This window comes from Polaromonas sp. (genome assembly GCF_030689685.1).
Classification (GTDB): domain Bacteria; phylum Pseudomonadota; class Gammaproteobacteria; order Burkholderiales; family Burkholderiaceae_C; genus Polaromonas.
This window is the reverse complement of the sequence record NZ_JAUYEY010000094.1, coordinates 1-22,953: the sequence shown is the minus strand read 5'-3', so window position 1 is coordinate 22,953 and position 22,953 is coordinate 1. Positions and strand designations below refer to the sequence as shown.

General features: G+C 60.1%; 26 protein-coding genes. 25 read left to right on the top strand and 1 reads right to left on the bottom strand.

Annotated elements, in window-relative coordinates:
• Nucleotides 1-259: 259 nt before the first annotated feature.
• From rpmF to Q8O29_RS19365, 23 genes are all read left to right on the top strand, one after another.
• Complete coding sequence (rpmF, locus tag Q8O29_RS19475) at nucleotides 260-442, top strand: 50S ribosomal protein L32 (protein ID WP_188705822.1); 183 nt, start codon at nucleotides 260-262, stop codon at nucleotides 440-442.
• A gap of 85 nt (nucleotides 443-527) precedes the next feature.
• Entirely contained in the window at nucleotides 528-1,631 is a 1,104-nt protein-coding gene (plsX, locus tag Q8O29_RS19470) for a phosphate acyltransferase PlsX (protein ID WP_305565843.1), read from the top strand.
• A gap of 8 nt (nucleotides 1,632-1,639) precedes the next feature.
• On the top strand, nucleotides 1,640-2,617 hold the full coding sequence (locus tag Q8O29_RS19465; protein WP_305565841.1) for a beta-ketoacyl-ACP synthase III: 978 nt from the start codon (nucleotides 1,640-1,642) through the stop codon (nucleotides 2,615-2,617).
• A gap of 51 nt (nucleotides 2,618-2,668) precedes the next feature.
• Complete coding sequence (gene fabD / locus Q8O29_RS19460; protein WP_305565840.1) at nucleotides 2,669-3,619, top strand: ACP S-malonyltransferase; 951 nt, start codon at nucleotides 2,669-2,671, stop codon at nucleotides 3,617-3,619.
• A gap of 78 nt (nucleotides 3,620-3,697) precedes the next feature.
• A complete protein-coding gene (fabG, locus tag Q8O29_RS19455; protein ID WP_305565838.1) occupies nucleotides 3,698-4,444 on the top strand; it encodes a 3-oxoacyl-ACP reductase FabG in 747 nt (248 codons plus the stop codon).
• A gap of 179 nt (nucleotides 4,445-4,623) precedes the next feature.
• A complete protein-coding gene (gene acpP / locus Q8O29_RS19450) occupies nucleotides 4,624-4,863 on the top strand; it encodes an acyl carrier protein (RefSeq protein ID WP_188705832.1) in 240 nt (79 codons plus the stop codon).
• 84 nt (nucleotides 4,864-4,947) lie between these two features.
• Nucleotides 4,948-6,192 (top strand): beta-ketoacyl-ACP synthase II, encoded by a 1,245-nt coding sequence (gene fabF / locus Q8O29_RS19445; RefSeq protein ID WP_305565835.1) that lies wholly within the window; start codon nucleotides 4,948-4,950, stop codon nucleotides 6,190-6,192.
• A gap of 54 nt (nucleotides 6,193-6,246) precedes the next feature.
• Nucleotides 6,247-6,765 carry a hypothetical protein gene (locus Q8O29_RS19440; RefSeq protein WP_305565834.1) on the top strand — a complete coding sequence of 173 codons (519 nt, stop codon included), beginning with the start codon at nucleotides 6,247-6,249 and terminating at the stop codon, nucleotides 6,763-6,765.
• Nucleotides 6,762-7,397 carry an RNA polymerase sigma factor RpoE gene (rpoE, locus tag Q8O29_RS19435; protein WP_305565833.1) on the top strand — a complete coding sequence of 212 codons (636 nt, stop codon included), beginning with the start codon at nucleotides 6,762-6,764 and terminating at the stop codon, nucleotides 7,395-7,397. The genes Q8O29_RS19440 and rpoE overlap by 4 nt, the downstream gene beginning before the upstream one ends.
• Before the next feature lie 98 nt (nucleotides 7,398-7,495).
• The gene (locus Q8O29_RS19430; RefSeq protein WP_305565831.1) at nucleotides 7,496-8,104 is read left to right on the top strand and encodes a sigma-E factor negative regulatory protein; all 609 of its coding nucleotides are present in this window, start codon (nucleotides 7,496-7,498) and stop codon (nucleotides 8,102-8,104) included.
• A gap of 43 nt (nucleotides 8,105-8,147) precedes the next feature.
• A complete protein-coding gene (locus Q8O29_RS19425; RefSeq protein ID WP_305565830.1) occupies nucleotides 8,148-9,158 on the top strand; it encodes a MucB/RseB C-terminal domain-containing protein in 1,011 nt (336 codons plus the stop codon).
• A gap of 91 nt (nucleotides 9,159-9,249) precedes the next feature.
• A complete protein-coding gene (locus tag Q8O29_RS19420; RefSeq protein ID WP_305565847.1) occupies nucleotides 9,250-10,707 on the top strand; it encodes a DegQ family serine endoprotease in 1,458 nt (485 codons plus the stop codon).
• Between the two features lie 534 nt (nucleotides 10,708-11,241).
• The gene (lepA, locus tag Q8O29_RS19415; RefSeq protein WP_305565828.1) at nucleotides 11,242-13,053 is read left to right on the top strand and encodes a translation elongation factor 4; all 1,812 of its coding nucleotides are present in this window, start codon (nucleotides 11,242-11,244) and stop codon (nucleotides 13,051-13,053) included.
• Nucleotides 13,054-13,064: 11 nt separating this feature from the next.
• Entirely contained in the window at nucleotides 13,065-14,030 is a 966-nt protein-coding gene (lepB, locus tag Q8O29_RS19410; protein ID WP_305565827.1) for a signal peptidase I, read from the top strand.
• An 82-nt stretch (nucleotides 14,031-14,112) separates the two neighbouring features.
• On the top strand, nucleotides 14,113-14,454 hold the full coding sequence (locus Q8O29_RS19405; RefSeq protein WP_305565826.1) for a DUF4845 domain-containing protein: 342 nt from the start codon (nucleotides 14,113-14,115) through the stop codon (nucleotides 14,452-14,454).
• Between the two features lie 18 nt (nucleotides 14,455-14,472).
• On the top strand, nucleotides 14,473-15,153 hold the full coding sequence (gene rnc, locus Q8O29_RS19400) for a ribonuclease III (protein WP_305565824.1): 681 nt from the start codon (nucleotides 14,473-14,475) through the stop codon (nucleotides 15,151-15,153).
• A gap of 161 nt (nucleotides 15,154-15,314) precedes the next feature.
• Nucleotides 15,315-16,244 (top strand): GTPase Era, encoded by a 930-nt coding sequence (gene era, locus Q8O29_RS19395; RefSeq protein ID WP_305565845.1) that lies wholly within the window; start codon nucleotides 15,315-15,317, stop codon nucleotides 16,242-16,244.
• 152 nt (nucleotides 16,245-16,396) lie between these two features.
• Nucleotides 16,397-17,146, top strand: coding sequence for a DNA repair protein RecO (recO, locus tag Q8O29_RS19390; protein ID WP_305565823.1), 750 nt, complete (start codon nucleotides 16,397-16,399; stop codon nucleotides 17,144-17,146).
• Nucleotides 17,147-17,169: 23 nt separating this feature from the next.
• The gene (locus Q8O29_RS19385) at nucleotides 17,170-17,964 is read left to right on the top strand and encodes a pyridoxine 5'-phosphate synthase (RefSeq protein WP_305565822.1); all 795 of its coding nucleotides are present in this window, start codon (nucleotides 17,170-17,172) and stop codon (nucleotides 17,962-17,964) included.
• Between the two features lie 130 nt (nucleotides 17,965-18,094).
• Nucleotides 18,095-18,493 carry a holo-ACP synthase gene (acpS, locus tag Q8O29_RS19380; protein WP_305565820.1) on the top strand — a complete coding sequence of 133 codons (399 nt, stop codon included), beginning with the start codon at nucleotides 18,095-18,097 and terminating at the stop codon, nucleotides 18,491-18,493.
• Nucleotides 18,494-18,550: 57 nt separating this feature from the next.
• The gene (gene nagZ / locus Q8O29_RS19375; RefSeq protein ID WP_305565819.1) at nucleotides 18,551-19,609 is read left to right on the top strand and encodes a beta-N-acetylhexosaminidase; all 1,059 of its coding nucleotides are present in this window, start codon (nucleotides 18,551-18,553) and stop codon (nucleotides 19,607-19,609) included.
• A 57-nt stretch (nucleotides 19,610-19,666) separates the two neighbouring features.
• Nucleotides 19,667-19,969 (top strand): BrnT family toxin, encoded by a 303-nt coding sequence (locus Q8O29_RS19370; protein ID WP_305565818.1) that lies wholly within the window; start codon nucleotides 19,667-19,669, stop codon nucleotides 19,967-19,969.
• Nucleotides 19,950-20,231, top strand: a complete 282-nt coding sequence (locus Q8O29_RS19365) for a BrnA antitoxin family protein (protein ID WP_305565817.1) — start codon at nucleotides 19,950-19,952, stop codon at nucleotides 20,229-20,231. Before Q8O29_RS19370 ends, Q8O29_RS19365 begins: the two co-directional genes overlap by 20 nt.
• Nucleotides 20,232-20,240: 9 nt before the next feature.
• Here the strand turns inward: Q8O29_RS19365 and Q8O29_RS19360 are convergent, their stop codons facing one another.
• Nucleotides 20,241-20,762, bottom strand: coding sequence for a YgjP-like metallopeptidase domain-containing protein (locus Q8O29_RS19360; RefSeq protein WP_305565816.1), 522 nt, complete (start codon nucleotides 20,760-20,762; stop codon nucleotides 20,241-20,243).
• A 68-nt stretch (nucleotides 20,763-20,830) separates the two neighbouring features.
• On the opposite strand from Q8O29_RS19360, the gene Q8O29_RS19355 reads away from it, so the two are divergent.
• Both Q8O29_RS19355 and Q8O29_RS19350 read left to right on the top strand, forming a co-directional pair.
• A complete protein-coding gene (locus Q8O29_RS19355; protein ID WP_305565814.1) occupies nucleotides 20,831-22,066 on the top strand; it encodes a patatin-like phospholipase family protein in 1,236 nt (411 codons plus the stop codon).
• A gap of 333 nt (nucleotides 22,067-22,399) precedes the next feature.
• Nucleotides 22,400-22,756, top strand: coding sequence for a VOC family protein (locus tag Q8O29_RS19350; protein WP_305565813.1), 357 nt, complete (start codon nucleotides 22,400-22,402; stop codon nucleotides 22,754-22,756).
• Nucleotides 22,757-22,953 lie beyond the last annotated feature (197 nt).

Sequence of the window (22,953 nt, the reverse complement as noted above, 5' to 3'; positions counted from 1 at the left end):
GGGCCTCCGGCGGCCTGGCAGGGGCCTGATTTAAAAAATTCCGCAAGCCCTTAAACTTCCCTTTTCAACCTGGTCAGCCCGCACATCGAAATTACCCAAATTGCGAACCCTTCAGGCTCATACCTGAATTGGAAAATACTGGGGCTGGAACGGCCGGCCGTATCGCGCTATAATCAAAGGCTTCGCGCCGGGACCCGTAAGACCCATACATGGATCCAGAGCGCAATTTACCAACCCTATACCCCCTCAGGAGCGGATCATGGCCGTCCAGCAGAACAAAAAATCACCTTCCAAGCGCGGCATGCACCGTGCACACAATGCCCTGACCGTTCCAGGTCTGGCTGTCGAGTCCACCACTGGTGAGATCCACCTGCGCCATCACATCAGCCCCACCGGTTTCTACCGTGGCCGCAAGGTGCTGAAAACCAAATCCGAAGCGTAATTCCGCGCTTTAACGACTGGCCCGCACTCATCCTGCGGGCCTTTGTTTTGTTGAACTCCCATTTCCTGACTGCACCGGTCCTGCCATGATCAGGCTAGCTGTCGATGCCATGGGCGGCGATTTCGGCCCGTCCGTCACACTGCCGGCCTGCCTCGCTTTTCTGGACAGCCATCCCGAAGCCGGCATTGTGCTGGTGGGCCAGCCCGATGTGCTTGCCACCCAGGCGCAATTCCCCCGCATCCAGTCTCATCCGCGTTGCCAAATCTTGGCAGCCTCTGAGGTGGTCACCATGGACGACCCAATCGAGGTTGCCCTGCGCCGCAAAAAAGACTCGTCCATGCGGGTGACCATCACCCAGGTCAAAAATGGCAGCGCCCAAGCCGCTGTTTCTGCCGGCAACACCGGCGCGCTGATGGCGATTGCGCGTTATGTGCTAAAGACGCTGGACGGCATTGACCGCCCTGCGATTGCCACACAATTGCCCAATGCCGCCGGCGGCGCCACCACGGTGCTGGATCTAGGCGCCAACATCGATTGCACCGAAGACCACTTGTTTCAGTTTGCCGTGATGGGTTCGGCTCTGGTTTCAGCCATCGCCGACAAACCCAGCCCCACGGTTGGTCTGCTCAATATTGGTGAAGAAGCCATAAAAGGCAGCGAAGTCATCAAAAAAGCCGGTGAATTGCTCCGATCTGCTGCTAAAAGTGGTGATTTGAATTTTTACGGCAATGTCGAGGGCAATGACATTTTCAAAGGCGTCGTGGATATTGTTGTTTGCGACGGCTTTGTCGGTAATGTGGCGCTGAAGGCTAGCGAAGGCCTGGCCAGCATGATTGGAGGATTCATCAAGGCCGAGTTTTCAAAAAATATTTTCACCAAAGTAGCCGCTATCGTTGCTTATCCAGTCCTATCTGCGTTTAAAAACCGCGTAGATCACCGGCGTTACAACGGTGCGGCCTTGCTGGGTCTGCGCGGACTGGTATTCAAGAGCCATGGCTCTGCAGACGCCTTTGCTTTTGAGCGGGCCCTGAATCGCGCTTATGATGCAGCTCGAAACAACTTGCTGGAGCGGGTGCAGGAACGCATTGCCCATGCCGCCCCCCTGCTGGCCAAAGCCGCACTGGGGCCGACGGACGCAACAGGGGCCGAGGCGCCTGTTGCGCAGGCCGATCCAGCGCCAGCGCATTAAATTAATTCATGAGCCCTTATTCACGTATCACTGGCACCGGCAGCTACCTGCCGCCGCGCCGTTTGAGCAATGCCGATCTGGCGGCCGAGCTGGCGGCCAAAGGCATAGAAACCTCGGATGACTGGATTGTCGAGCGCACCGGCATCCGGGCTCGCCATTTCGCGGCGCCTGAGGTCTGCAGCAGCGATCTGGGCCTGGAGGCGGCAAAAAATGCCTTGCAGGCCGCAGGCCTGGAGGCCAAAGACATCGACCTGATCATTGTGGCCACTTCGACACCCGACATGGTGTTTCCGTCGGTCGCCTGTATTTTGCAGAACAAGCTCGGCATCGCCGGCTGCCCGGCCTTCGACGTGCAGGCGGTTTGCAGCGGTTTTGTGTATGCGCTGACCGTGGCCGACGCCATGATCAAGACCGGTTCAGCGACCAAGGCGCTGGTGATAGGCGCCGAGGTGTTCTCGCGCATTCTCGATTTTTCGGACCGAACCACCTGCGTGCTGTTTGGCGACGGCGCCGGCGCGGTGGTGCTGGAAGCCTCCGACATGCCCGGCATCCTGGCGACCGATCTGCATGCCGATGGCAAATACGTCGGCATCCTGTGTGTGCCCGGAACGGTCGCTGGCGGCAAGGTGCTGGGCGATCCCCTGCTCAAGATGGACGGCCAGGCGGTGTTCAAGCTGGCAGTCGGTGTGCTGGAAGAGGCGGCACGTGCCACCCTGACCAAGGCCGGCTTGCAGGACAGCGACATTGACTGGCTGATCCCGCACCAGGCCAACATCCGTATCATGCACAGCACCGCGAAAAAGCTGAAGATGCCTTTGGACAAGCTGATCGTCACGGTGGACCAGCATGGCAACACCTCGGCGGCCTCGATTCCGCTGGCGCTCGACGTTGCGGTGCGCAGTGGCAAGATCAAAAAGGGCGACACCCTGATGCTCGAAGGTGTGGGTGGCGGCTTCACCTGGGGCGCGGTGCTCCTGAATCTATAGCTGGTCATGCCGGCCCGATATGGGCTGGCGGCTTTTTTGACTACAAATTTCATGAAATCTTTCGCATTTGTTTTTCCGGGACAGGGGTCGCAGGCGGTGGGCATGCTGGACGCCTGGGGCGAACACCCCGCCGTGCGCGAAACCCTGCGTGAAGCCTCGGATGCGCTGGGCGAAGACCTCGGCAAGCTGATCAAGGAAGGCCCGAAGGAAGCGCTGGGTCTGACCACCAACACCCAGCCGGTGATGCTGGTGGCCGGGGTGGCCGCCTACCGGGCCTGGATGGCCGAGACTGGCGTCGCGCCGGCGGTGGTGGCCGGCCACTCGCTCGGCGAATATTCCGCGTTGATTGCTTCAGGCGTGCTGAGCCTGGCGCAGGCTGCGCCGCTGGTGCGCTTTCGCGCGCAGGCCATGCAGGATGCGGTGCCGGTGGGTGTGGGCGCGATGGCTGCCATCCTCGGCATGGAAGCGTCCCGGGTCATCGAAGGTTGTGCCGAAGCGCTGCGCACCTTTGGACCGGGCACCGCCGAGGTGGTGGAAGCCGTCAATTTCAACGATCCGATGCAGACCGTGATTGCGGGCAGCAAGGCCGCAGTTGAAAAGGCCTGTGAAGTGCTCAAGGCCAATGGCGCCAAACGCGCCTTGCCGCTGCCGGTGTCGGCGCCATTTCACTCCCGCCTGATGAAACCCGCAGCGGACAAGCTGCGCGAAAAGCTGGCTGCGACCGCTTTTGCTGCGCCGTTGATCCCGGTCATCAACAACATCGAGGTCGCCGTCGAGACCAATGTCGAGCGCATTCGCGCTGCGTTGTACGCCCAGGCCTTTGGCCCGGTGCGCTGGGTTGAATGTGTGTTGGCCATCAAGGCGCGCGGCATCACCTCCGTGGTCGAATGCGGGCCCGGCAAGGTGCTGGCCGGCATGGTTCAACGTATCGATGCGGAGATGACGGGCGCGGCCCTGTTTGATCCGGACAGCCTGAAACAAGTCAAGGAGGCACTGGCATGAACGGCGCCGGGCCGTCCCAAGCCGTGAGGGTCCTCTTGGGGGCAGTGCAGCGGCGTAGCCGCAAACGTGGGGGGAGTTATGTCTGATATCAAATTTGAAGGTCAGGTGGCGCTGGTCACTGGCGCCTCTCGCGGGATTGGCGCAGCGATAGCGCTGGAACTCGCGCACCAGGGAATGAAGGTCATAGGCACGGCCACCACCGACGATGGCGCGGCGAAGATTGGCCAGGCGCTGGCGGCGTTTCCCGGATGTGCCGGCAAAAACCTCAATGTGAATGACGCGGCAGCAGCCCAAGCGCTGATCGACGCGATCATCAAAGAGCATGGCGGTCTGCAGGTGCTGGTCAACAATGCAGGCATCACGCGCGACATGCTGGCCATGCGCCTGAAGGACGAGGACTGGGATGTGGTGCTGGACACCAACCTGAAGGCGGTGTTCCGCATGAGTCGTGCCGTGATGCGTACCATGATGAAGCAGCGTTATGGCCGCATCATCAGCATCACCTCGGTGGTGGGCGCTTCCGGTAATGCCGGCCAGGCCAACTACGCGGCCGCCAAGGCCGGCGTAGCCGGCATGACCCGCGCGCTGGCGCGCGAGCTCGGCAGCCGCAACATCACCGTCAACTGCGTGGCGCCAGGCTTCATTGAAACCGACATGACAGCCGGCTTGCCGGAGGAGCAGCAAAAAGCCCTGCTGGGACAAATTCCGCTGGGCCACCTGGGCAAGCCGCAGGACATCGCGCATGCGGTGGCTTTTGTCGCCAGCCCGCAGGCCGGCTACATCACCGGGCAGGAAATACACGTCAACGGCGGAATGTATATGTGAGACTCGTCCGGCAGCAGCCGGCAGGACCGTCGTCATCAGGATCATGAATAATGGGTGACGCAGGGCCGCTGGCAGGTGCTGGAGTACAAGCCGGGTTTTATCCGTCCGGCTGGCGGGTTGGGGAATCACCCCTAACAACGCTAAAATCACGGATTAATTTACAACCCTCAGAGGGACTTATGAGCGATATCGAATCACGTGTTAAGAAAATCATTGCCGAGCAACTTGGCGTGGAAGAAGGTCAGGTCACCAACGAAAAAGCCTTTGTGGCCGATCTGGGCGCCGACTCGCTTGACACTGTCGAACTGGTGATGGCTCTGGAAGATGAATTTGGCATTGAGATTCCCGACGAAGACGCTGAGAAGATCACCACTGTCCAGAACGCGATCGACTACGCGAACACCCATCAAAAAGCCTAAAGGCCCCGGTTCTTACCCCGGTCTTTTTTCAGCACGCCTGAGAAGCCGCCTCCGGCTTTTCGGGAATTTCTTCAGGATTTGCGCATGAGCCGTCGTCGCGTTGTTGTGACAGGTCTGGGGTGTGTCAGCCCGGTGGGTATCACTGTGGCCGATTCCTGGGCCAACCTGCTGGCTGGCAAGCCGGGCATTGATCTGATCACGCAGTTTGACGCCAGCAATCTCGCCTGCCGGTTTGCGGGCGAGGTCAAGGGCTTCAACATCACGGATTACATCCCTGAAAAAGAAGCGCGGCACATGGACCGCTTTATTCACCTCGGACTCGCTGCAGCCTGCCAGGCGGTGGCCGACAGCGGCTTACCCACGGGTGATGCGCTGGGCGCCGAAGAGGCGACCCGCATCGGTTGCAACATCGGCTCTGGCATTGGCGGCCTGCCGATGATCGAGCAGACGCACGCAGAGCTGACAAATCGCGGCCCGCGCCGCATTTCGCCGTTTTTTGTGCCCGCGTCCATCATCAACATGATCTCCGGCCACGTGTCCATCAAGTTTGGATTCAAAGGCCCCAACATCGGCGTTGTGACGGCGTGCACCACGGGCCTGCATGCGATTGGCCTGTCGGCGCGGATGATCGAATACGGTGACTGCGACGTGATGGTGGCTGGCGGGGCCGAGGCGACGGTGTCGCCGTTGGGCATAGGCGGGTTTGCTGCGGCACGCGCCTTGTCCACCCGCAACGATGACCCCAAAACCGCGTCCCGTCCCTGGGACAGGGACCGCGATGGTTTTGTGCTCGGTGAGGGCAGCGGTGTGGTCGTGCTGGAAGAGTATGAACACGCGAAGGCGCGCGGCGCGAAGATTTATGCCGAACTCACCGGCTTCGGCATGAGTGCCGACGCGTATCACATGACGGCGCCGGATGTGGACGGCCCGCGCCGCTCCATGGTCATGGCCCTGAAAAATGCCGGCATCAACGTCGACGCGGTTGACTACCTGAACGCGCATGGCACGTCCACGCCGCTGGGTGACCTCAATGAAACCAACGCCATCAAAGCGGCGTTTGGGGACCATGCCAAAAAGCTGGTGGTCAGCTCGACCAAGTCCATGACCGGGCACCTGCTCGGCGGCGCTGGCGGCATCGAGTCGGTATTCACCGTGCTGGCGCTGCACCACCAGAAAATTCCGCCCACCATCAACATCTTCAACCAGGACCCCGAGTGCGACCTGGACTATTGCGCCAACACCGCGCGTGACGCGAAGATCGACGTTGCTGTCAAAAACAATTTCGGTTTTGGCGGCACCAATGGCACGCTGGTGTTCAAGCGGGTTTGATGCCCTTTTTCCTCACACCTTCAGCATTCAGCGCCATCACTTCCCGTCCCGTCCATGCATAACGCCCCGCCGGTTGCCTACCCGCTGGGGCGTTCGCATTTTCAGGGCGTGGCCTTGGCCGGCCTCTGGCTGACCGGGCTGCTGGTGACCGCCGGCTGGTGGCTGGCAGCCCCCGGCTTCGACTGGCGGCTCGGCATCTCGATGGCTGCAGTGGCGGCGGCTGGCCTGGCTGCATGGCTGGGATGGCGCAATGCACCGGTTGGCCAGTTGCACTGGGACGGGCAGGTCTGGCGCTGGGAAAGCCAGGGCTACCCATCCGGAATGCCAGTACTGGCCTTGTCGGTGGCGCTTGATCTGCAGCGCACCCTGCTGCTCCGGCTGGACAACCATGACAACGCCACCTTGTGGCTGTGGGCCCACCGCGCGGGCCTGCCTGAGCGCTGGCTGGATTTGCGCCGTGCGGTATATTCGCGGCGCAAGGCATGGCCAGTTGCCTTGCCTCCTGATCTGCCAACCCCTGTTGCCGCAGCGGACCTTCCTGTCGAAACCGATCCGCCACGTCCTTATCCATGAGCGCCGATATTCCTTCTTCCGAACCAGCGACGGCCAGCGACAGCGACGCCCTGCTGGTCGAGCGCACGGTGGCGGGTGACCAGAAGGCGTTTGAACTGCTGGTCATCAAATACCAGCGCCGCATTCAGCGCTTGATCGGTCGCATGGTGCGTGATGTCGACCTGGTGGAAGACATCGCCCAGGAAACCTTTATCCGCGCTTACCGCGCGCTGGCCCAGTTTCGCGGGGAGGCGCAGTTCTACACCTGGCTTTACCGGATTGCCGTCAACACCGCCAAAAAGGCCTTGATGGACCTCAAGCGCAATCCCACGGTCTCGGAAAATTCGTTCAAATCCGACGACGACGATGAAACTTCCCCGCTGGAAAACGAACTAACAAGTTCAGAAACCCCAGAAGCCGTGCTCGCCAGCAAGGAAATTGCCCAGATGGTCAATGCGGCCATGGACGCCTTGCCCGAGGAGTTGCGCCAGGCCATCAGCCTCCGGGAAATAGAAGGCCTGAGCTATGAAGAGATCGCGGAGGCGATGAATTGCCCTATCGGAACTGTGCGGTCCCGGATTTTCAGGGCCAGGGAAGCGATCTCTGACAAGATCAAACCCTTGCTGGAGAACCAGTCGGGCAAGCGTTGGTAGAAAACGGACCATGACGCCACAGGTGTTGATAACAACGACCTGTATTGGAAATCAGAGCAAATTATTAAATCGGCACAGACAAGTTGCCCACGAACACCATGACATCGACAACGCAAAACCGTGAACTGATTTCCGCTCTGGCCGACGGCCAGCTGGCAGGCGAGGACCTGGTCTCTGCATTGGCGCTCTGTGAAGCCGACGAGCAGGCACGGGCGAACTGGAGTGCTTACCACCTGATCGGCGACGTGTTGCGTTCGCCCGGCTTGGTGCCGCAGGCTTCGGATGCTGCGTTTGTGATGCGTCTGCGCGCACGCCTGGCGCAGGAGCCGGTGTTGACTGCCGTCCCCGATACGACCGTGTTGACACCGGGCTCTGCGGTGACAGTGCCTGAGCGTCAGGCCGCCAACGATGCTCGTTTTACCTGGAAGCTTGTCGCTGGTTTTGCTTCCCTGGCCGCTGTGGTTGCGGTGGCCTGGAATGCGGGTTCCGGTTTGTTGTCGCCGTCTGCTGCGCCACAACTGGCTCGTTCGGAGGCGCCTCCTCAGCAGGTGCTGGTGATGTCTGCGCAGGGCCCTGTGGTGCGTGATGCCAGGCTGCAGGAGCTGCTGGCGGAACACAAGCAGTTTGGGGGCCTCTCTGCCTTGCAAATGCCATCGGGTTTTCTGCGAAATGCCACGTTTGACTCTTCCCAGGGCGAGCGGCGCTAGGGCGTCTGCAAATTGAACTACCGCCCCTGATTCGCTTTAAGCCATGAATTTCAAGCTTTTTCGCCTTCTAACCCTGATGGGTTGTGCGTTGTCTGCTCCTCATTACGTAGCAGCGCAGACACCGACGCCGGTCGCCCCGGTGCAGGCGGGGGAGGCCAAAGACATTAACGAATGGTTGATACGGATGCACGAGGCGTCCAGAAACCGCTCCTATGTGGGCACCTTCGTTGTGTCCTCTGGCGACGCCTTGTCCAGCGCCAAAATTTGGCATGTCTGCGACGGAACGCAGCAAATGGAGCGGGTGGAAGCCCTGACTGGCCCGCCGCGCTCGACCTTCCGTCACAACGACCAGGTTGTGACTTTCATGCCAGAGCAAAAGCTGATACGCGCAGAAAAACGCGAATCGCTAGGCCTTTTCCCTGCCTTGCTCAAGTCCACCGGCAGCCAAATTGGCGATTTTTACCAGGCCCGGCAGGAAGGCCGTGAGCGGGTCGCGGGGGTGGATGCCGATGTGATCGCGCTTGTTCCCAAAGACGCCATGCGTTTTGGCTACCGCGTCTGGGCCGAACAAAAGAAGGGGTTGGTCGTCAAACTGCAGACCCTGGACACCGATGGCAAGGTGCTGGAGCAGGCCGCATTTTCAGAATTGCAGTTCGATGCGCCCGTCAAGATTGAAAAACTCGCGCAAATGATGAACAAGGTTGACGGCTACAAGGTCGAGCGGCCTGGTTTGGTCAAAACCACCGCCAGCGCGGAGGGCTGGGCGCTTAAAAAACCAGTTGCCGGTTTTAAGCCCATGAGCTGTCACAAGCGCCCGCGCGGAGCACAGGGCGGTGAAGCGCCCATGCAATGGGTTTTTTCGGATGGGCTGGCGTCGGTCTCGATTTTTGTCGAACCATTTGACGGCCAGCGCCATACCAAGGAGTCCCGGATGTCCCTGGGCGCGACCCAGTCCCTGACCCGGCGGGTGGAGGCCTACTGGCTGACCGTGATGGGCGAAGCTCCAATGGCCACGCTGGGTTTATTTGCCGACGGTCTTGAACGCAAGAAATAGCACCTCATTTCTTTTTATCGATTTCCTGCCTGGTGACGAGAGACTCCGGGCCCCGTGTTTTGCTGCTCTGACAATTTCTCAAAGGCTGATGATGCATAAATTGAATTGGAAACAATGCCGTGCCTATGTGACCGCCGGTGCATTGGTGCTGAGCGCCACCCTGAGCTTGGTGCCCGTCCAACCAGTGATGGCGCAAGTGCGCGGTCTGCCCGACTTCACCGACCTGGTAGAGGCGGTCGGCCCTTCTGTCGTCAACATCCGTACGCTGGAAAAAGTCAAAGCGGGCGCTGCTGGTAGCGCTGACGAGCAGATGCTTGAATTCTTTAAGCGCTTTGGCATTCCGGTGCCGCCGAACATGCCGCGCGCGCCGCGCCCTGACCGCTCGCAGCCCGACGAAGATCAACCGCGCGGTGTCGGTTCGGGCTTTATCCTGACCTCGGACGGGTTGGTTATGACCAATGCGCACGTCGTTGAAGGCGCCGATGAGGTGCTGGTGACCCTTACCGACAAGCGCGAGTTCAAGGCCAAGATCATCGGAAGCGACAAACGCACCGATGTCGCGGTGGTCAAGATCGAGGCGACCGGTTTGCCCGCCGTGAAAATCGGCGACATCAGCCGCCTGAAGGTTGGCGAATGGGTAATGGCCATTGGTTCGCCTTTTGGTCTGGAAAACACCGTGACCGCCGGTATTGTCAGTGCCAAGCAGCGAGACACTGGTGACTACCTGCCTTTTATTCAGACCGATGTCGCCATCAACCCCGGCAACTCGGGTGGCCCGCTGATCAACATGCGCGGGGAGGTGGTCGGCATCAACAGCCAGATCTATTCCCGCTCAGGCGGTTTTCAGGGTATCTCGTTTGCCATCCCAATTGATGAAGCAAGCCGCGTGGCCGACCAGCTACGCAGCACCGGAAGGGTGACGCGTGGGCGCATCGGTGTGCAGATCGATCAGGTCAGCAAAGATGTCGCCGAATCCATAGGCCTGGGCAAGGCGCAGGGCGCGCTGGTGCGTGGCGTTGAGGCGGCCTCGCCGGCAGAGAAGGCCGGCATTGAGGCGGGCGACATCATCACCAGGTTCGAAGGCAGGGTGATCGAGAAAGCCACCGATCTACCGCGGCTGGTTGGCAATGTGAAGCCGGGCACCAAATCGACTGTGACTGTTTTCAGGCGTGGAACAACACGGGACATGAGTGTGATCATCGGCGAGGTCGAGGCGGAAAAACCTTTACGCAAGGCGCAGGCGCCTGAGGCCAAACCGCCAGTGGCTGGCCCTGCGCAAGCCATGGGCTTGATGGTCAGCGAGTTGCCCGACGCGCTGAAGAAAGAGCTCAAGCTCAAAGGCGGCGTCAAGGTAGATACCAGTGAAGGCGCTTCCGCCCGCGCCGGCTTGCGCGAAGGTGACGTGATCCTTGCCATCGCCAATACTGAAATCAGTGGCCTGAAAGACTTCGAAGCAGCCCTCGCCAAGATTGACAAGGGCAAACCTGTCAATGTGCTGTTCAGGCGCAGCGAGTGGACCCAATACGCCTTGATTCGTCCAGCGCGATAGGCGCCCGGTGCAGCGATATCACTGACGCTCTTTTTTTTGCACCTCATACCTTGCCGAGGGTGGGGTTTGAGCTGAAGTTTTTTGCCCAAGAAAAAATATTTTTCTGATCCCGAAATCAAATAAATGTTGGTATTCACTAACATTTAAATTCGTCTAAGGACTGATTTTGGTAGAATGGGTTCCTAGTTCGGGTCGATTCAACTATATCGGCCCTCAAAAAATTCCCGTTCTGGCATGAATTAACTCCATTCACCGCTGATCCACAGATCACCCACAAGTTGTCCAGAGCCTCCCAGTTAAAATTGTGAATAAGTTGTGCATAAGTTTCATGTTGCTGCCTCGCAACGAGAAAAATTTGGCAATTTCGAAGCTATGCGTCGCCAGCTTTTTGCCTACAATGAAGATTCCAGCTATCGCAGTTGCCATAGATTGTTGGTTCAGGGCGCGTCATCAGTGACGCGCCCTTTTTTATGTCTTTCGCGAACGCGCATCGCGCTCTTCGCAATACTTTCAAGCACTTAGGCGCTCCCTTTGATGAATCACATCAGAAACTTTTCGATCATTGCGCACATTGACCACGGCAAATCCACACTTGCTGATCGCATCATCCAGCGCTGTGGTGGTTTGCAGGATCGCGAGATGAGCGCGCAAGTGCTCGACTCTATGGATCTAGAGAAGGAACGTGGGATAACCATCAAGGCACAGACCGCCGCGCTCAAATACAAGGCACTTGACGGTCACGTTTACAACCTCAACCTGATCGATACGCCCGGCCATGTGGATTTCTCTTATGAAGTGAGTCGCTCATTGTCGGCGTGTGAAGGCGCGTTGCTCGTTGTCGATGCAAGCCAGGGCGTGGAGGCGCAGACCGTCGCCAATTGCTACACCGCGCTTGAGCTTGGCGTGACGGTGGTGCCGGTGCTCAACAAGATGGATTTGCCGAATGCAGATCCTGAGAACGCCAAGCAGGAAATCGAAGATGTGATCGGCATCGACGCGACCGACGCGATTCCCTGCAGTGCAAAAACCGGCATGGGCATTGACGAGATTCTGGAAGCCGTGATTGCCCGCATGCCCGCGCCGCGTGGCAACCCGGCCGGGCCGCTGCGCGCAATGATTGTGGACAGCTGGTACGACGCTTATGTGGGTGTGGTTATGCTGGTGCGCGTGGTCGATGGCCGACTGGCCAAAGGCGAGCGCATCAAGCTGATGGCCAGCGAAGCCACCTACAACGCCGATCAGCTGGGGGTTTTTACCCCGCATACCGAAGCGCGTGAAGCGCTGGAAGCCGGCGAGGTTGGCTTCATCATTGCCGGCATCAAGGAGTTGCAGGCGGCCCGCGTCGGTGACACCGTCACCCTGATCAAGACCGGTACTGGCGGCGCGGCAGCCACGGCCACCCAGGCCTTGCCGGGCTTCAAGGAAATCCAGCCGCAGGTGTTTGCCGGCCTGTACCCGACCGAAGCCAGCGAGTACGAATCGCTGCGCGACGCGCTGGAAAAACTCAAGCTCAACGATGCGTCCCTGCATTACGAGCCGGAAGTCAGCCAGGCGCTGGGCTTCGGCTTTCGCTGCGGCTTTCTGGGCCTGCTGCACATGGAAATTGTCCAGCAGCGGCTCGAACGGGAGTTTGACCAGGACCTGATCACCACCGCGCCCAGTGTGGTGTACGAGGTGCTGCAGGCCGACGGCACGGTCATCATGGTCGAGAACCCCTCGAAGATTCCCGATGCCGGCAAGGTCAACGAGATCCGCGAGCCGATCGTGACCGTGCACCTGTACATGCCGCAGGATTACGTAGGCGCGGTCATGACGCTGGCCAACCTCAAACGCGGCGTGCAGCTCAACATGGCCTACCACGGCAAGCAGGTCATGCTGACCTATGAAATGCCACTGGGCGAGATCGTGCTCGACTTTTTCGACAAGCTAAAGTCGGTTTCGCGCGGCTATGCCTCCATGGACTATGCGTTCAAGGAGTTCCGGGCATCCGACGTGGTCAAGGTGGACATCCTGCTCAACGGCGAGAAGGTTGATGCACTGTCCATCATTGTTCATCGCAGCCAGTCAGCTTACCGCGGCCGGGCGGTGGTGGGCAAGATGCGTGAGATCATCTCGCGCCAGCAGTTCGATGTGGCGATCCAGGCTGCCATCGGGGCCAACATCATTGCGCGTGAGACAATCAAGGCGCTGCGCAAGAACGTGATTGCCAAGTGTTACGGCGGCGACGTTTCCCGCAAACGCAAGCTGCTCGACAAACAAAAAGCGGGCAAAAAACGCATGAAACAAATCGGTTCGGTTGAAGTGCCCCAAGAGGCCTTCCTGGCCATCTTGCAGGTAGAAGAATAATGCTGGGTTTTATGAGTTCACTGACCGCGCTGGTGCTGGCTGTGTTTGTCGGCTATGGCGGCGCATGGTATTTCGGCATGGTGGAGGGCAATTTTTCCCTGTTGCTGTTTCTGGCTACCGTGGTCACCGGCCTGTACTGGCTGGCAGAGAAATTTTATTTCTGGCCGCAACGTCGCAGGGCCGCCGCCAGCCTGGAGGCGCAAGCCGCACAGCGCCGCGCAGAACTTGCCACCCAGGGCATCAACCAGGTCGACAACAACACGGGTGAAGCACAGGCCCGGCTACTCATGCAGCCTTGGTGGCTGGACTGGACGGCCGGCCTGTTTCCGGTCATCGTGGTGGTGTTTTTGCTGCGCTCATTTTTGTTCGAGCCGTTCAAAATTCCGTCTGGCTCCATGATCCCTACGCTGCTGGTTGGCGACCTGATCCTGGTCAACAAATTTCATTACGGCGTGCGTCTGCCAGTGATCAACACCAAGGTACTGGACAACAACAGCCCCCAGCGCGGTGATGTGATGGTATTTCGCTACCCGCCCAAACCCAGCCTGGACTACATCAAACGGGTGGTGGGCCTGCCGGGCGACGAGGTGGCTTACCTGAACAAGACGCTCACCGTCAACGGCAAGCCTTTGTCCAAAGTGGCGCTGGCTGATTTTTTTGATGAAGACGCGTTGCGTTACGCCAAGCAGTTCCAGGAAACCAGTGCTGGCAAGAGCTACCGCCTGCTCAATGACCTGGACCGGCCCGCCTTCATTGCTGGCGCGGACGACTTCCCTTATCGGCAGAATTGCCGTTACAGTAGCGAAGGTGTGGTTTGCAAGGTGCCCGAGGGACAGTACTTCATGATGGGCGACAACCGCGACAATTCGCTGGACTCGCGCTATTGGGGGTTTGTCCCTGAAAAGAACATCGTCGGCAAGGCCTTTTTTGTCTGGATGAATTTTGGTAGCCTCAAGCGGATTGGAAAAATTGACTGAGCGCGTGCGGGTTGCCGTGCTGCAACACACAGGTCAATCAGGTCATGGGACAAAAATTGGCAACACTGGAGTGGAGAAACACATGAACAATCGGCAACGTGGCATTTCCTTCATTGGGGTCCTGTTTGTGGTCGGCGTGCTGGCTTTTGCCGGTGTGATTGCTGCCCAGGCTTTCCCCACGGTGGTTGAGTTCCAGGCCATTACCAAGGCGGCAACCAAGGCCAAGGACGGCGCTTCCGTCGCGGAAGTCCGGACTATTTTTGACAAGGCCGCTCAGATTGATGACATCAAGTCCATCACAGGAAAAGACCTCGAAGTCAGCAAGGAAGGCGACAAAACCGTTGTCAGCTTTGCCTACAACAAGGAAATCCCTATCGCAGGACCGGCTTTTCTGCTGATCAAGTACGCAGGCCGATCCAAGTAAGTGCGTGCCAATGCCTCGTTGAGCCCCGATCTCCAGGCGCTGCAAAAGCGCCTGGAGCATGAGTTTTCCAGTCCCCGCCTGTTGCAGCAGGCCCTGACTCACCGCAGTTTTTCGGCGGACCACAACGAGCGCGTCGAATTTCTCGGCGATTCCGTGCTCAATCTCGCGGTTGCGGGCTTGCTGTATGAGCGGCTCAGCGAGTTGCCCGAAGGCGATTTGTCCCGTGTGCGCGCCAACCTCGTCAAGCAAGACACCCTGCACCAACTGGCTGTCCAGCTCGGCCTGCCGGCTCTGCTGCGCCTAGGTGAGGGCGAAGCCAAGTCGGGCGGGCGCAAGCGCCCCTCCATCCTGGCCGATGCGCTGGAGGCGGTGATTGGCGCGGTCTATCTGGACGCAGGTTTCGACAAGGCCTCGCAACTGGTGCGCAGCTTGTTCAGCGCGGTGGAGATCAACCCCCACATGCAGGCCATCGGCAAGGACCCCAAGACCGAGTTGCAGGAATGGCTGCAAGGCCGCAAAATGAATCTGCCGATCTACCGCGTGGTCGGCACCCTGGGCGCGGCCCACAAGCAGACCTTCGATGTGGAATGCGAGATCAGCGAATACGGACGGGCCGAACGCGGCATCGGCGGCTCGCGCCGCGCTGGTGAGCAAGCGGCTGCGGCCGCCATGCTGGCCTACGTGAAGACGCTCGACTGAAGAACCCCGGCGCTTGCAAATGCAGCCGCCAACAGGCACCCGACATGACCCCAGGCAAAAAAACCTCCAAAATCTCCGCACGCCCGGCGACGCCAGCCGCCACTCTTCCGGCCGAGGCGCTGGGCGCAGACCTGCCCGCGCAGGACGCAGACCTCGAGGCCATGCTGGCCCGGGCCATGACCTCGCAGGCCAACAATGCGCCGCCGGCCGAAGGCCAGCGCTGCGGCCTGATTGCCATCGTCGGCAAACCCAATGTCGGCAAATCGACCCTGCTCAACGCGCTGGTCGGGCAGAAAATCAGCATCACCTCGCGCAAGGCCCAGACCACGCGCCACCGCATCACCGGCATGCGTACGGTCGGTCCCACGCAGTTTGTGTTTGTCGATACCCCCGGCTTCCAGACGCGGCACGGCAACGCGCTGAACCGCTCCTTGAACAAGACGGTGGTCGGCGCCGTCAACGACGTGGACCTGATCGTGTTTGTGGTCGAGGCAGGCCAGTTCAACCAGGCGGATGCCAAGGTGCTGTCGCTGCTGCCGGCCGGCACCCCGGCCATCCTGCTGGCCAACAAGTTTGACCTGATCCGCCGGCGCGCCGAGATCGCGCCCTGGCTCAAGGAAATGCAGGATCGCCACAACTTCGCCGAGTTTGTGCCCATGTCCGCCAACAATGCAAAAGACGTAGACCGCCTGTTCGGTATCTGCGAAAAATACCTGCCGCCCCAGCCCTGGATGTATGGCGCCGATGAGCTGACCGACCGCAGCGAGCGCTTCATGGCGGCAGAGATCGTCCGCGAAAAGCTGTTTCGCCTGACCGGTGACGAGCTGCCCTACACCTCGACCGTGATCATCGACAAGTTCGAGCAGGAAGGCGAGTTGCGCCGCATCGCCGCCACCATCGTAGTCGAGCGCGACGGGCACAAGGGCATGATCATCGGCGAGAAGGGCGAAAAGCTCAAACGCATAGGCACCGAGGCGCGCCACGAGATGGAAGCGCTGACCGGTGGCAAGGTGTTCCTGGAGATCTGGGTCAAGGTGCGCTCGGGCTGGGCCGACGATGAAGCGAGGGTGAAAACCTTCGGGTATGAGTAGAGCCCCCACGCTTGTCGCTTCGCGTGCCTTCGGCGATGCGCTGCCCCTTGCACGGAAAAAGGGGGCCGCTGCGCCTGCGGGCCGGCAAAGCCAGACCCGCGGCCCTGCTTGGTTTCTTGGTTCCGTGCGTGGCGCTGGCCTGAGTTGAGCACGTGGCCACCAAGCGTATTTCTGACGAGCCTGCCTACGTCCTGCACCGCTACGACTGGAGCGAGTCCAGCCTGATCCTGGAGGTGTTCAGCCGCAGCTACGGCCGGATTGCGCTGGTGGCGCGCGGGGCCAAGAAGCCGAGCTCCAACTTCCGGCCCATCCTGCTGCCGCTGCAGCCGCTGCATGTGGCCTTTGGTGGCGACGCCGAGATCCGCATGCTGCGCAGCGCCGAATGGCAGGGTGGCCACGTGATGCCGACGGGCGACGCGCTGCTCTCCGGTTATTACGTCAATGAGCTGCTGATGCGCCTGCTGGCGCGCGATGACCCGCACCCGGTGCTGTTCGATGCCTACGCCGCCACGGTGCAACTGCTGGCCAGCCAGAGCGCCGACACCTTGCAGGTGGCCTTGCGCGCCTTCGAGCTGCGGCTGTTGCGCGACATCGGGCTGCTGCCGACGCTGGACGCCCAGACCGCGACGCTGGCACCGCTGGAACTGATGACGCCGTATGTGCTGGTTGCCGAATCCGGCCTGCGCGAGGCGCACGACGACGACCGCGCCAGCCTGCGCGGCGGGCAGTGGCTGGAACTGCAGGCCTCGCTGGCCGACGACGCGCCGTTTACCCACACGGTGCGGGCCTGCATGGAACACCTGCCGCAGCTCAAGACCCAACTGCGCGCGTTGCTGCACTACCATTGCGATGTGAAGGTTCTCAAAACCCGGCAGATGATGATCGATCTGCAGGCTTTCTAGCCTGCGTTATCAAGGTAAGTTTCATGACCTCCGTACATGCCCCCGCCCCGCGCCACCGGACCGCCCTGTCGGTCAACATCAACAAGGTGGCGCTGCTGCGCAACACGCGCCACCTCGGCATTCCCGACGTGCTGCGCGCCGCCGAGTTGTGCCTGCAGGCGGGTGCGCAAGGCATCACCGTGCATCCGCGCCCCGACGAGCGCCACATCCGCGAGGACGATGTCTACGAATTGGCCGCGCTGATGAAGGACTGGCCGGACCGTGAGTTCAATATCGAGGGCAACCCGCTGCAAAACCTGATGGAGTTTGTGCGCAATCTGTCGGCGCGCGGCCTGCCGCTGCACCAGTGCACCTTTGTGCCCGACGGCGAAAGCCAGTTCACCAGCGACCACGGCTGGAGCTTTCCTGATGACGCTGCGCGCCTGAAGCCGCTGATCGACGAAGTACGCCAGCGCGGCGTGCGTGTCAGCCTGTTCATGGACCCGCTGCCCGAGGCCATGGCCGCCGCCAAAGAGGTCGGCGCGGACCGGGTGGAGCTGTACACCGAGACTTACGCCCGGGCCTGGGGCACGCCCGATAAAAACAAGGTCTTGAGCCAGTTTACCCATGCTGGACGGGCGGCAGCAGCTATCAATTTGGGAGTGAACGCCGGCCACGACCTGAACCGCGACAACCTCGCCGAGTTCCTGCAGGCGGTGCCTGGTGTGCTGGAGATGTCGATAGGCCACGCGCTGATCGCCGACGCGCTGGAGCTCGGCTACAGCGCGACCGTCGCTGCTTACCTGCGCTGTATCGACGATGGGTTCTCGCCTTCATGACCGTCCCGCAACAGCACCATCTCTTTATCAGCAGGGGCCGCGGGTCCGGCTTCGCCGGCCCGCAGGCGCAGCGGCCCCCTCGGGGGGCAGGGAGCGACACGCAGTGCGCGACCGTGGGGGCCACATTCTCATGATTTACGGCATAGGTACTGATATTTGCGACGTGCGCCGCGTGCGCGCCAGCTTCGAGCGCCATGGCGTGCGTTTCGCGCAAAAAATTCTCAGCGACGCCGAACTCGCCACCTGGAAGGCGCGCAGCGCGCGCTGGCCCGAGCGCGGCCTGCGTTACCTGGCCACGCGTTTTTCCGCCAAAGAGGCCTTCAGCAAGGCCATTGGCCTGGGCATGCGTATGCCCATGACCTGGCGCAACTGTGAAATCGCCAAGGCTGCCAGCGGCAAGCCCGAAATTGTTCTGCACGGCGCGCTCAAGGAATGGTTCGAAGCCAAAGGCCTGAGCGCCCATGTCAGCGTGACCGACGAAACCGATTACGCCGCCAGCTTTGTGCTTGTAGAGAAAAACCCGCTGTAACCCAATCCGGTTGTGTGCAAGCAGCTATTAAATTCATAGTAAACTAAAGCCCCCTTCATGAGCCAACACGCCCCTCTGATCATCGACATCGCCGGCCTGAGCCTGAGCAAGACCGACAAACAGCGCCTGAAGCACCCGCTGACCGGCGGCATCATCCTGTTTGCCCGCAACTGGGAAAACCGCGCGCAACTCAGCGCTCTGTGCAGCCAGATCAAGAAGCTGCGCCAGGATTTGCTGATCTGCGTGGACCACGAAGGCGGCCGGGTACAGCGCTTCCGCACCGACGGCTTCACGCACCTGCCGCCCATGCGCGCGCTGGGCGAGTTGTGGCTCAAGGACGCGATGGCCGCGACCAACGCCGCCACCGCCTGCGGCTACGTGCTGGGCGCCGAGCTGCGCGCCTGCGGCGTGGATTTCAGCTTCACGCCGGTGCTGGATCTTGATTTTGGTGAGAGCAGCGTCATCGGCGACCGTGCTTTCGCCCGCGACCCGCGTGTTGTGGCGCTGCTGGCCAAAAGCCTGATGCACGGGCTGCTGCAAAGCGGCATGGCCAATTGCGGCAAACATTTCCCCGGCCACGGTTTTGTCAAAGCCGACTCGCACACCGACATTCCGGTGGACAAACGCAGCCTGAAAGCCATTTTGGCGGACGACGCCGCGCCCTACGAATGGCTGAACACCACGCTGACCAGCGTGATGCCGGCGCACGTGATCTACCCCAAGGTGGATACACGTCCGGCCGGTTTCTCGGAGAAGTGGCTGACCTACATCCTGCGTGGCCAGCTCGGCTTTGGCGGCGCGATTTTCAGCGACGACCTCAGCATGGCCGGTGCCCGCCTGCTCGACGGCAAGCAGGTCAGCTACACCGAAGCAGCGGTGGCCGCGCTGAACGCCGGCTGCGACATGGTGCTGCTGTGCAACCAGTCGGTCGATGGCGGCGAAGCGGTGGATGAATTGCTCAATGGCATGGCAGAAGCCCAGCTCAAGGGCCGGTGGGAAGCGCTGGAGTCCAGCGAGCTGCGTCGATTGGACCTGCTGCCAACCTCATCAGGGCCTGCCTGGGACGAACTGATGGTGCACCCGGCCTATATGCACGCGATGGGGCTGATTCCCTGAAGTTGACCCGCGCCGGCTCTATTTGATCAAAAAAGTATATGATGATCATGTACAAAAATGATTAACCTGAATAAGATTACCGGATTCGACTGGGATGAAGGCAATGCCCGAAAAAATGAAAAACACGGTGTATCCACTGCAAAAGCAGAGCAAGTTTTCTTCAATACGCCGTTGCTGTTTTTAGAGGATGTTTCTCATAGCCAGCGGGAACCCCGGTTTTATGCTTTGGGCAAAACCAATGAGGGCCGGGCGGTGCACATTACGTTCACCTTGCGCCAGTCCGAGGTATTGATCCGGGTTATCTCAGCCAGAGACATGCACCGAAAGGAGCGAGCCATCTATGAACAAGCCGGCGAATAAAACCATCCCGAAGTTCTCCAACGAAGTGCAAGAGCGTGCCTTTTGGGAGTCACACGACCCCAAACATGACTCGGCCGAACACCTTGATTGGACAAAAGCTCGCAAGGTCACCTTGCCGAATTTGAAGCCTACGACGAAGACGATATCGCTGCGACTCCCCCAGCACTTGCTGGACTCCATCAAAACCGCAGCAAACGCCCGCGATGTACCTTACCAGTCGCTGATCAAGGTATGGTTGCAGGAAAAGCTGCACAGCCATTGAGAGGCTCGGTCAAACGGGTTCAAGTCTGCTCGTTGACCACGGCGTGGCGCCGCCCGCATCCACATGCGTCAGGTACAGCCGCAGGTCCAGTTCGAACTGGTGGTACTGCGGCTCCATGTAAGTGCAGAGTTGGTAGAAGGCCTTGTCGTGCGCCTTTTCCTTGATGTGGGCGAGCTCGTGCACCGTGATCATGCGCAGAAACTCCAGCGGCACTTCCCGGAACAGGCTGGCCACGCGGATCTCGCGTTTTGATTTGAGCTTGTTGCCCTGCACCCGTGAGATCGTGGTGTGGGTGCCCAGCGCGTGGGCGATCACATGCAGCTTGCTGTCGAAAGCCACTTTGCTCAGCGGTTCGGCATTGCGCAAAAAGCTGTTTTTCAGGTCCATCACATAGTCGTACAGCGCCCTGTCGGTGCGTATGCCGTGAAGCTGCGAATATTTTTTCTGCAGCAAGGCGCCCAAGCGGTCCGTTGCGACCATCTCCCGCACCTGGCTCTGGAGGGTTTCGGGGTAAGCCGTGAGGTAGTTCATGGTGGTGTGGTTGGCGCGCGGTGCAGGGCCAATTTTAGTGCGCGTCCGATTCTTGCTAAGCTCGATGCATGGACCTGCCTGCTGTTCCGGACCCCGCTACCCCCTCAGAACACGTCGCCCCGTGCATCAACCTGGCGCTGCAGGGTGGTGGCTCGCACGGCGCCTTCACCTGGGGCGTGCTTGATGCCCTGCTGGACGACGGGCGCATCGACTTCGAAGGCATCAGCGGCACCAGTGCAGGCGCCATGAATGCGGTGGCGCTGGCGCACGGCTTTGCGCACGCGCAAGGCAAGCCGCGGGCCGACCGACAGGATGCGGCGCGCCAGGCGCTGGACAGTTTCTGGAACGGCATCGTGGACATGGGCGCGCTTTCTTCGTCTCTGTCGCAGATGCAGCGTGCGCCTTTTGGCATTTTGTTTGGCCAGATGGGCAGTAAAAACTGGGCGACCAAGCTCTGGACCGATGCGATGACGCAGTACTGGTCCAACGCGTTGTCGCCTTACCAGCGCAACCCCTTCGACATCAACCCGCTGAAGGACTTTCTGGAAAAACAGGTGGACTTTGAGCGGCTTGCGGTGGCACAGCATCCTGCAATACCCAAGGTCTTTGTGGTGGCCACGCGCGTCATCAGCGGCAAGGCCGAAGTGTTTTCGGGCAAGCGGCTGACCGCCAGCGCGGTGATGGCCTCAGCCTGCCTGCCCATGGTGTTCCAGGCGGTCGAAATCGACGGCGAGGCCTACTGGGATGGCGGTTATTCGGGCAACCCGGCGATCCACCCGTTGATCTACCACTGCGACAGCCGCGACATCGTGTTGGTCCAGATCAACCCTATCCAGCGCGACGCGCTGCCAACCAAGCCCGGCGAGATCATGGACCGCGTGACCGAGATCACCTTCAACGCAGCCCTGATCGCCGAGATGCGCGCCATCGATTTTGTCAAACGCCTGCTGGCCGAAGGCAAGCTCGACGCCGCGCACTACAAGGACGTGCTGATGCACCGCATCGACGGCGGCGAAGCGCTTGAAAAATTCACCTCACGCACCAAGTCGTCCACTGACAAAAGCCTGATTCATTCGCTGCGCGACCTGGGCGTGGTGTGCGGCAAGGAGTGGCTGGTCAAACGCTTTGACGCGCTGGGCGTCAAAAGCACGGTCAACATTGCGCGCGACTACCTTGATGACTTGCGCCTGCCGGTGGAGAAGGCGGAGCCTGCGCCGCCAGTGGTGGCAGAGCCCACTGGCCCTGAGGCGCCGGAGCTGCCGGAGCCGCCGCCGACGTTTCTGCCGGGGGCTGGGTTGCTTTAGCTTCGTACTATTTGCTACTTATTTGATAGCTGGCAGCGCTTTTCGTGCAAGGGCTGAAGGCCGATTGTGTTGAGAAACTGTGGCGCAGCGTGTGCACCGATATGCGCCGGGGTATGGGAGGGCAAGTGTCTCGCTGGGCTCCATAGGGGCCAATAACCAGGCTGTAGGCTTGCCGGAAGACTGCCAATTCGGGCAAACTCAGCGGATGAGTCCCAACCCCCGAGCCGACTGCATCACTGGTGTAGATGCATGGTCCAGGACCATCGAAAAACGACTTTTTCTATAGTTCGTCAGGCCGCAGAATCAACTGTGCGAGGAGATGGAGAGACTGACATGCTACCCGTGTGCGTACAAACTATTTCTGTTTCTGATTTCGAAGAAGCTGTCCGCTTCTATACGCAGGGTCTGGGATACGAGGTGAAGGCAACATATGGGCCTTGTATCGTTCAGCTCAATACTGGTTCGACGACCTTGATTCTCCAACAGATCGAAACAGGCTCGCAGCCCGCTTCGCCGGCAACTGTTCTGTCATTTCAAACGGAAGACATCCAGGCGTTCATGCGCAAAATCGTTAAGGCGGGCGGGGAATTGGTGCATGCCGAGCCTCAGAGGTGCCCAGTGGACGTTTTCGTCATGTTCAGAGATCGCGCAGGTGTTCTTTACAACCTGCTTCAGTTCGATACGGCCTAAGGAAGCGCTGAACAAGTCCCCTGCCGCGCCTCCGCAAGGACTTATTCAGCGCTTCCCTAATCTTACTGTGTCATAAGTTTAGTCTCGGACTTATCCAATGGCAATGCGGGCAATGACCCAGGGCGCTTGCGAGTGCGACGCTCAGCAGCAGGCGCAGCGTTGTGATCGAGCTTGGCACGTGACGCTGCGCGCGCTGG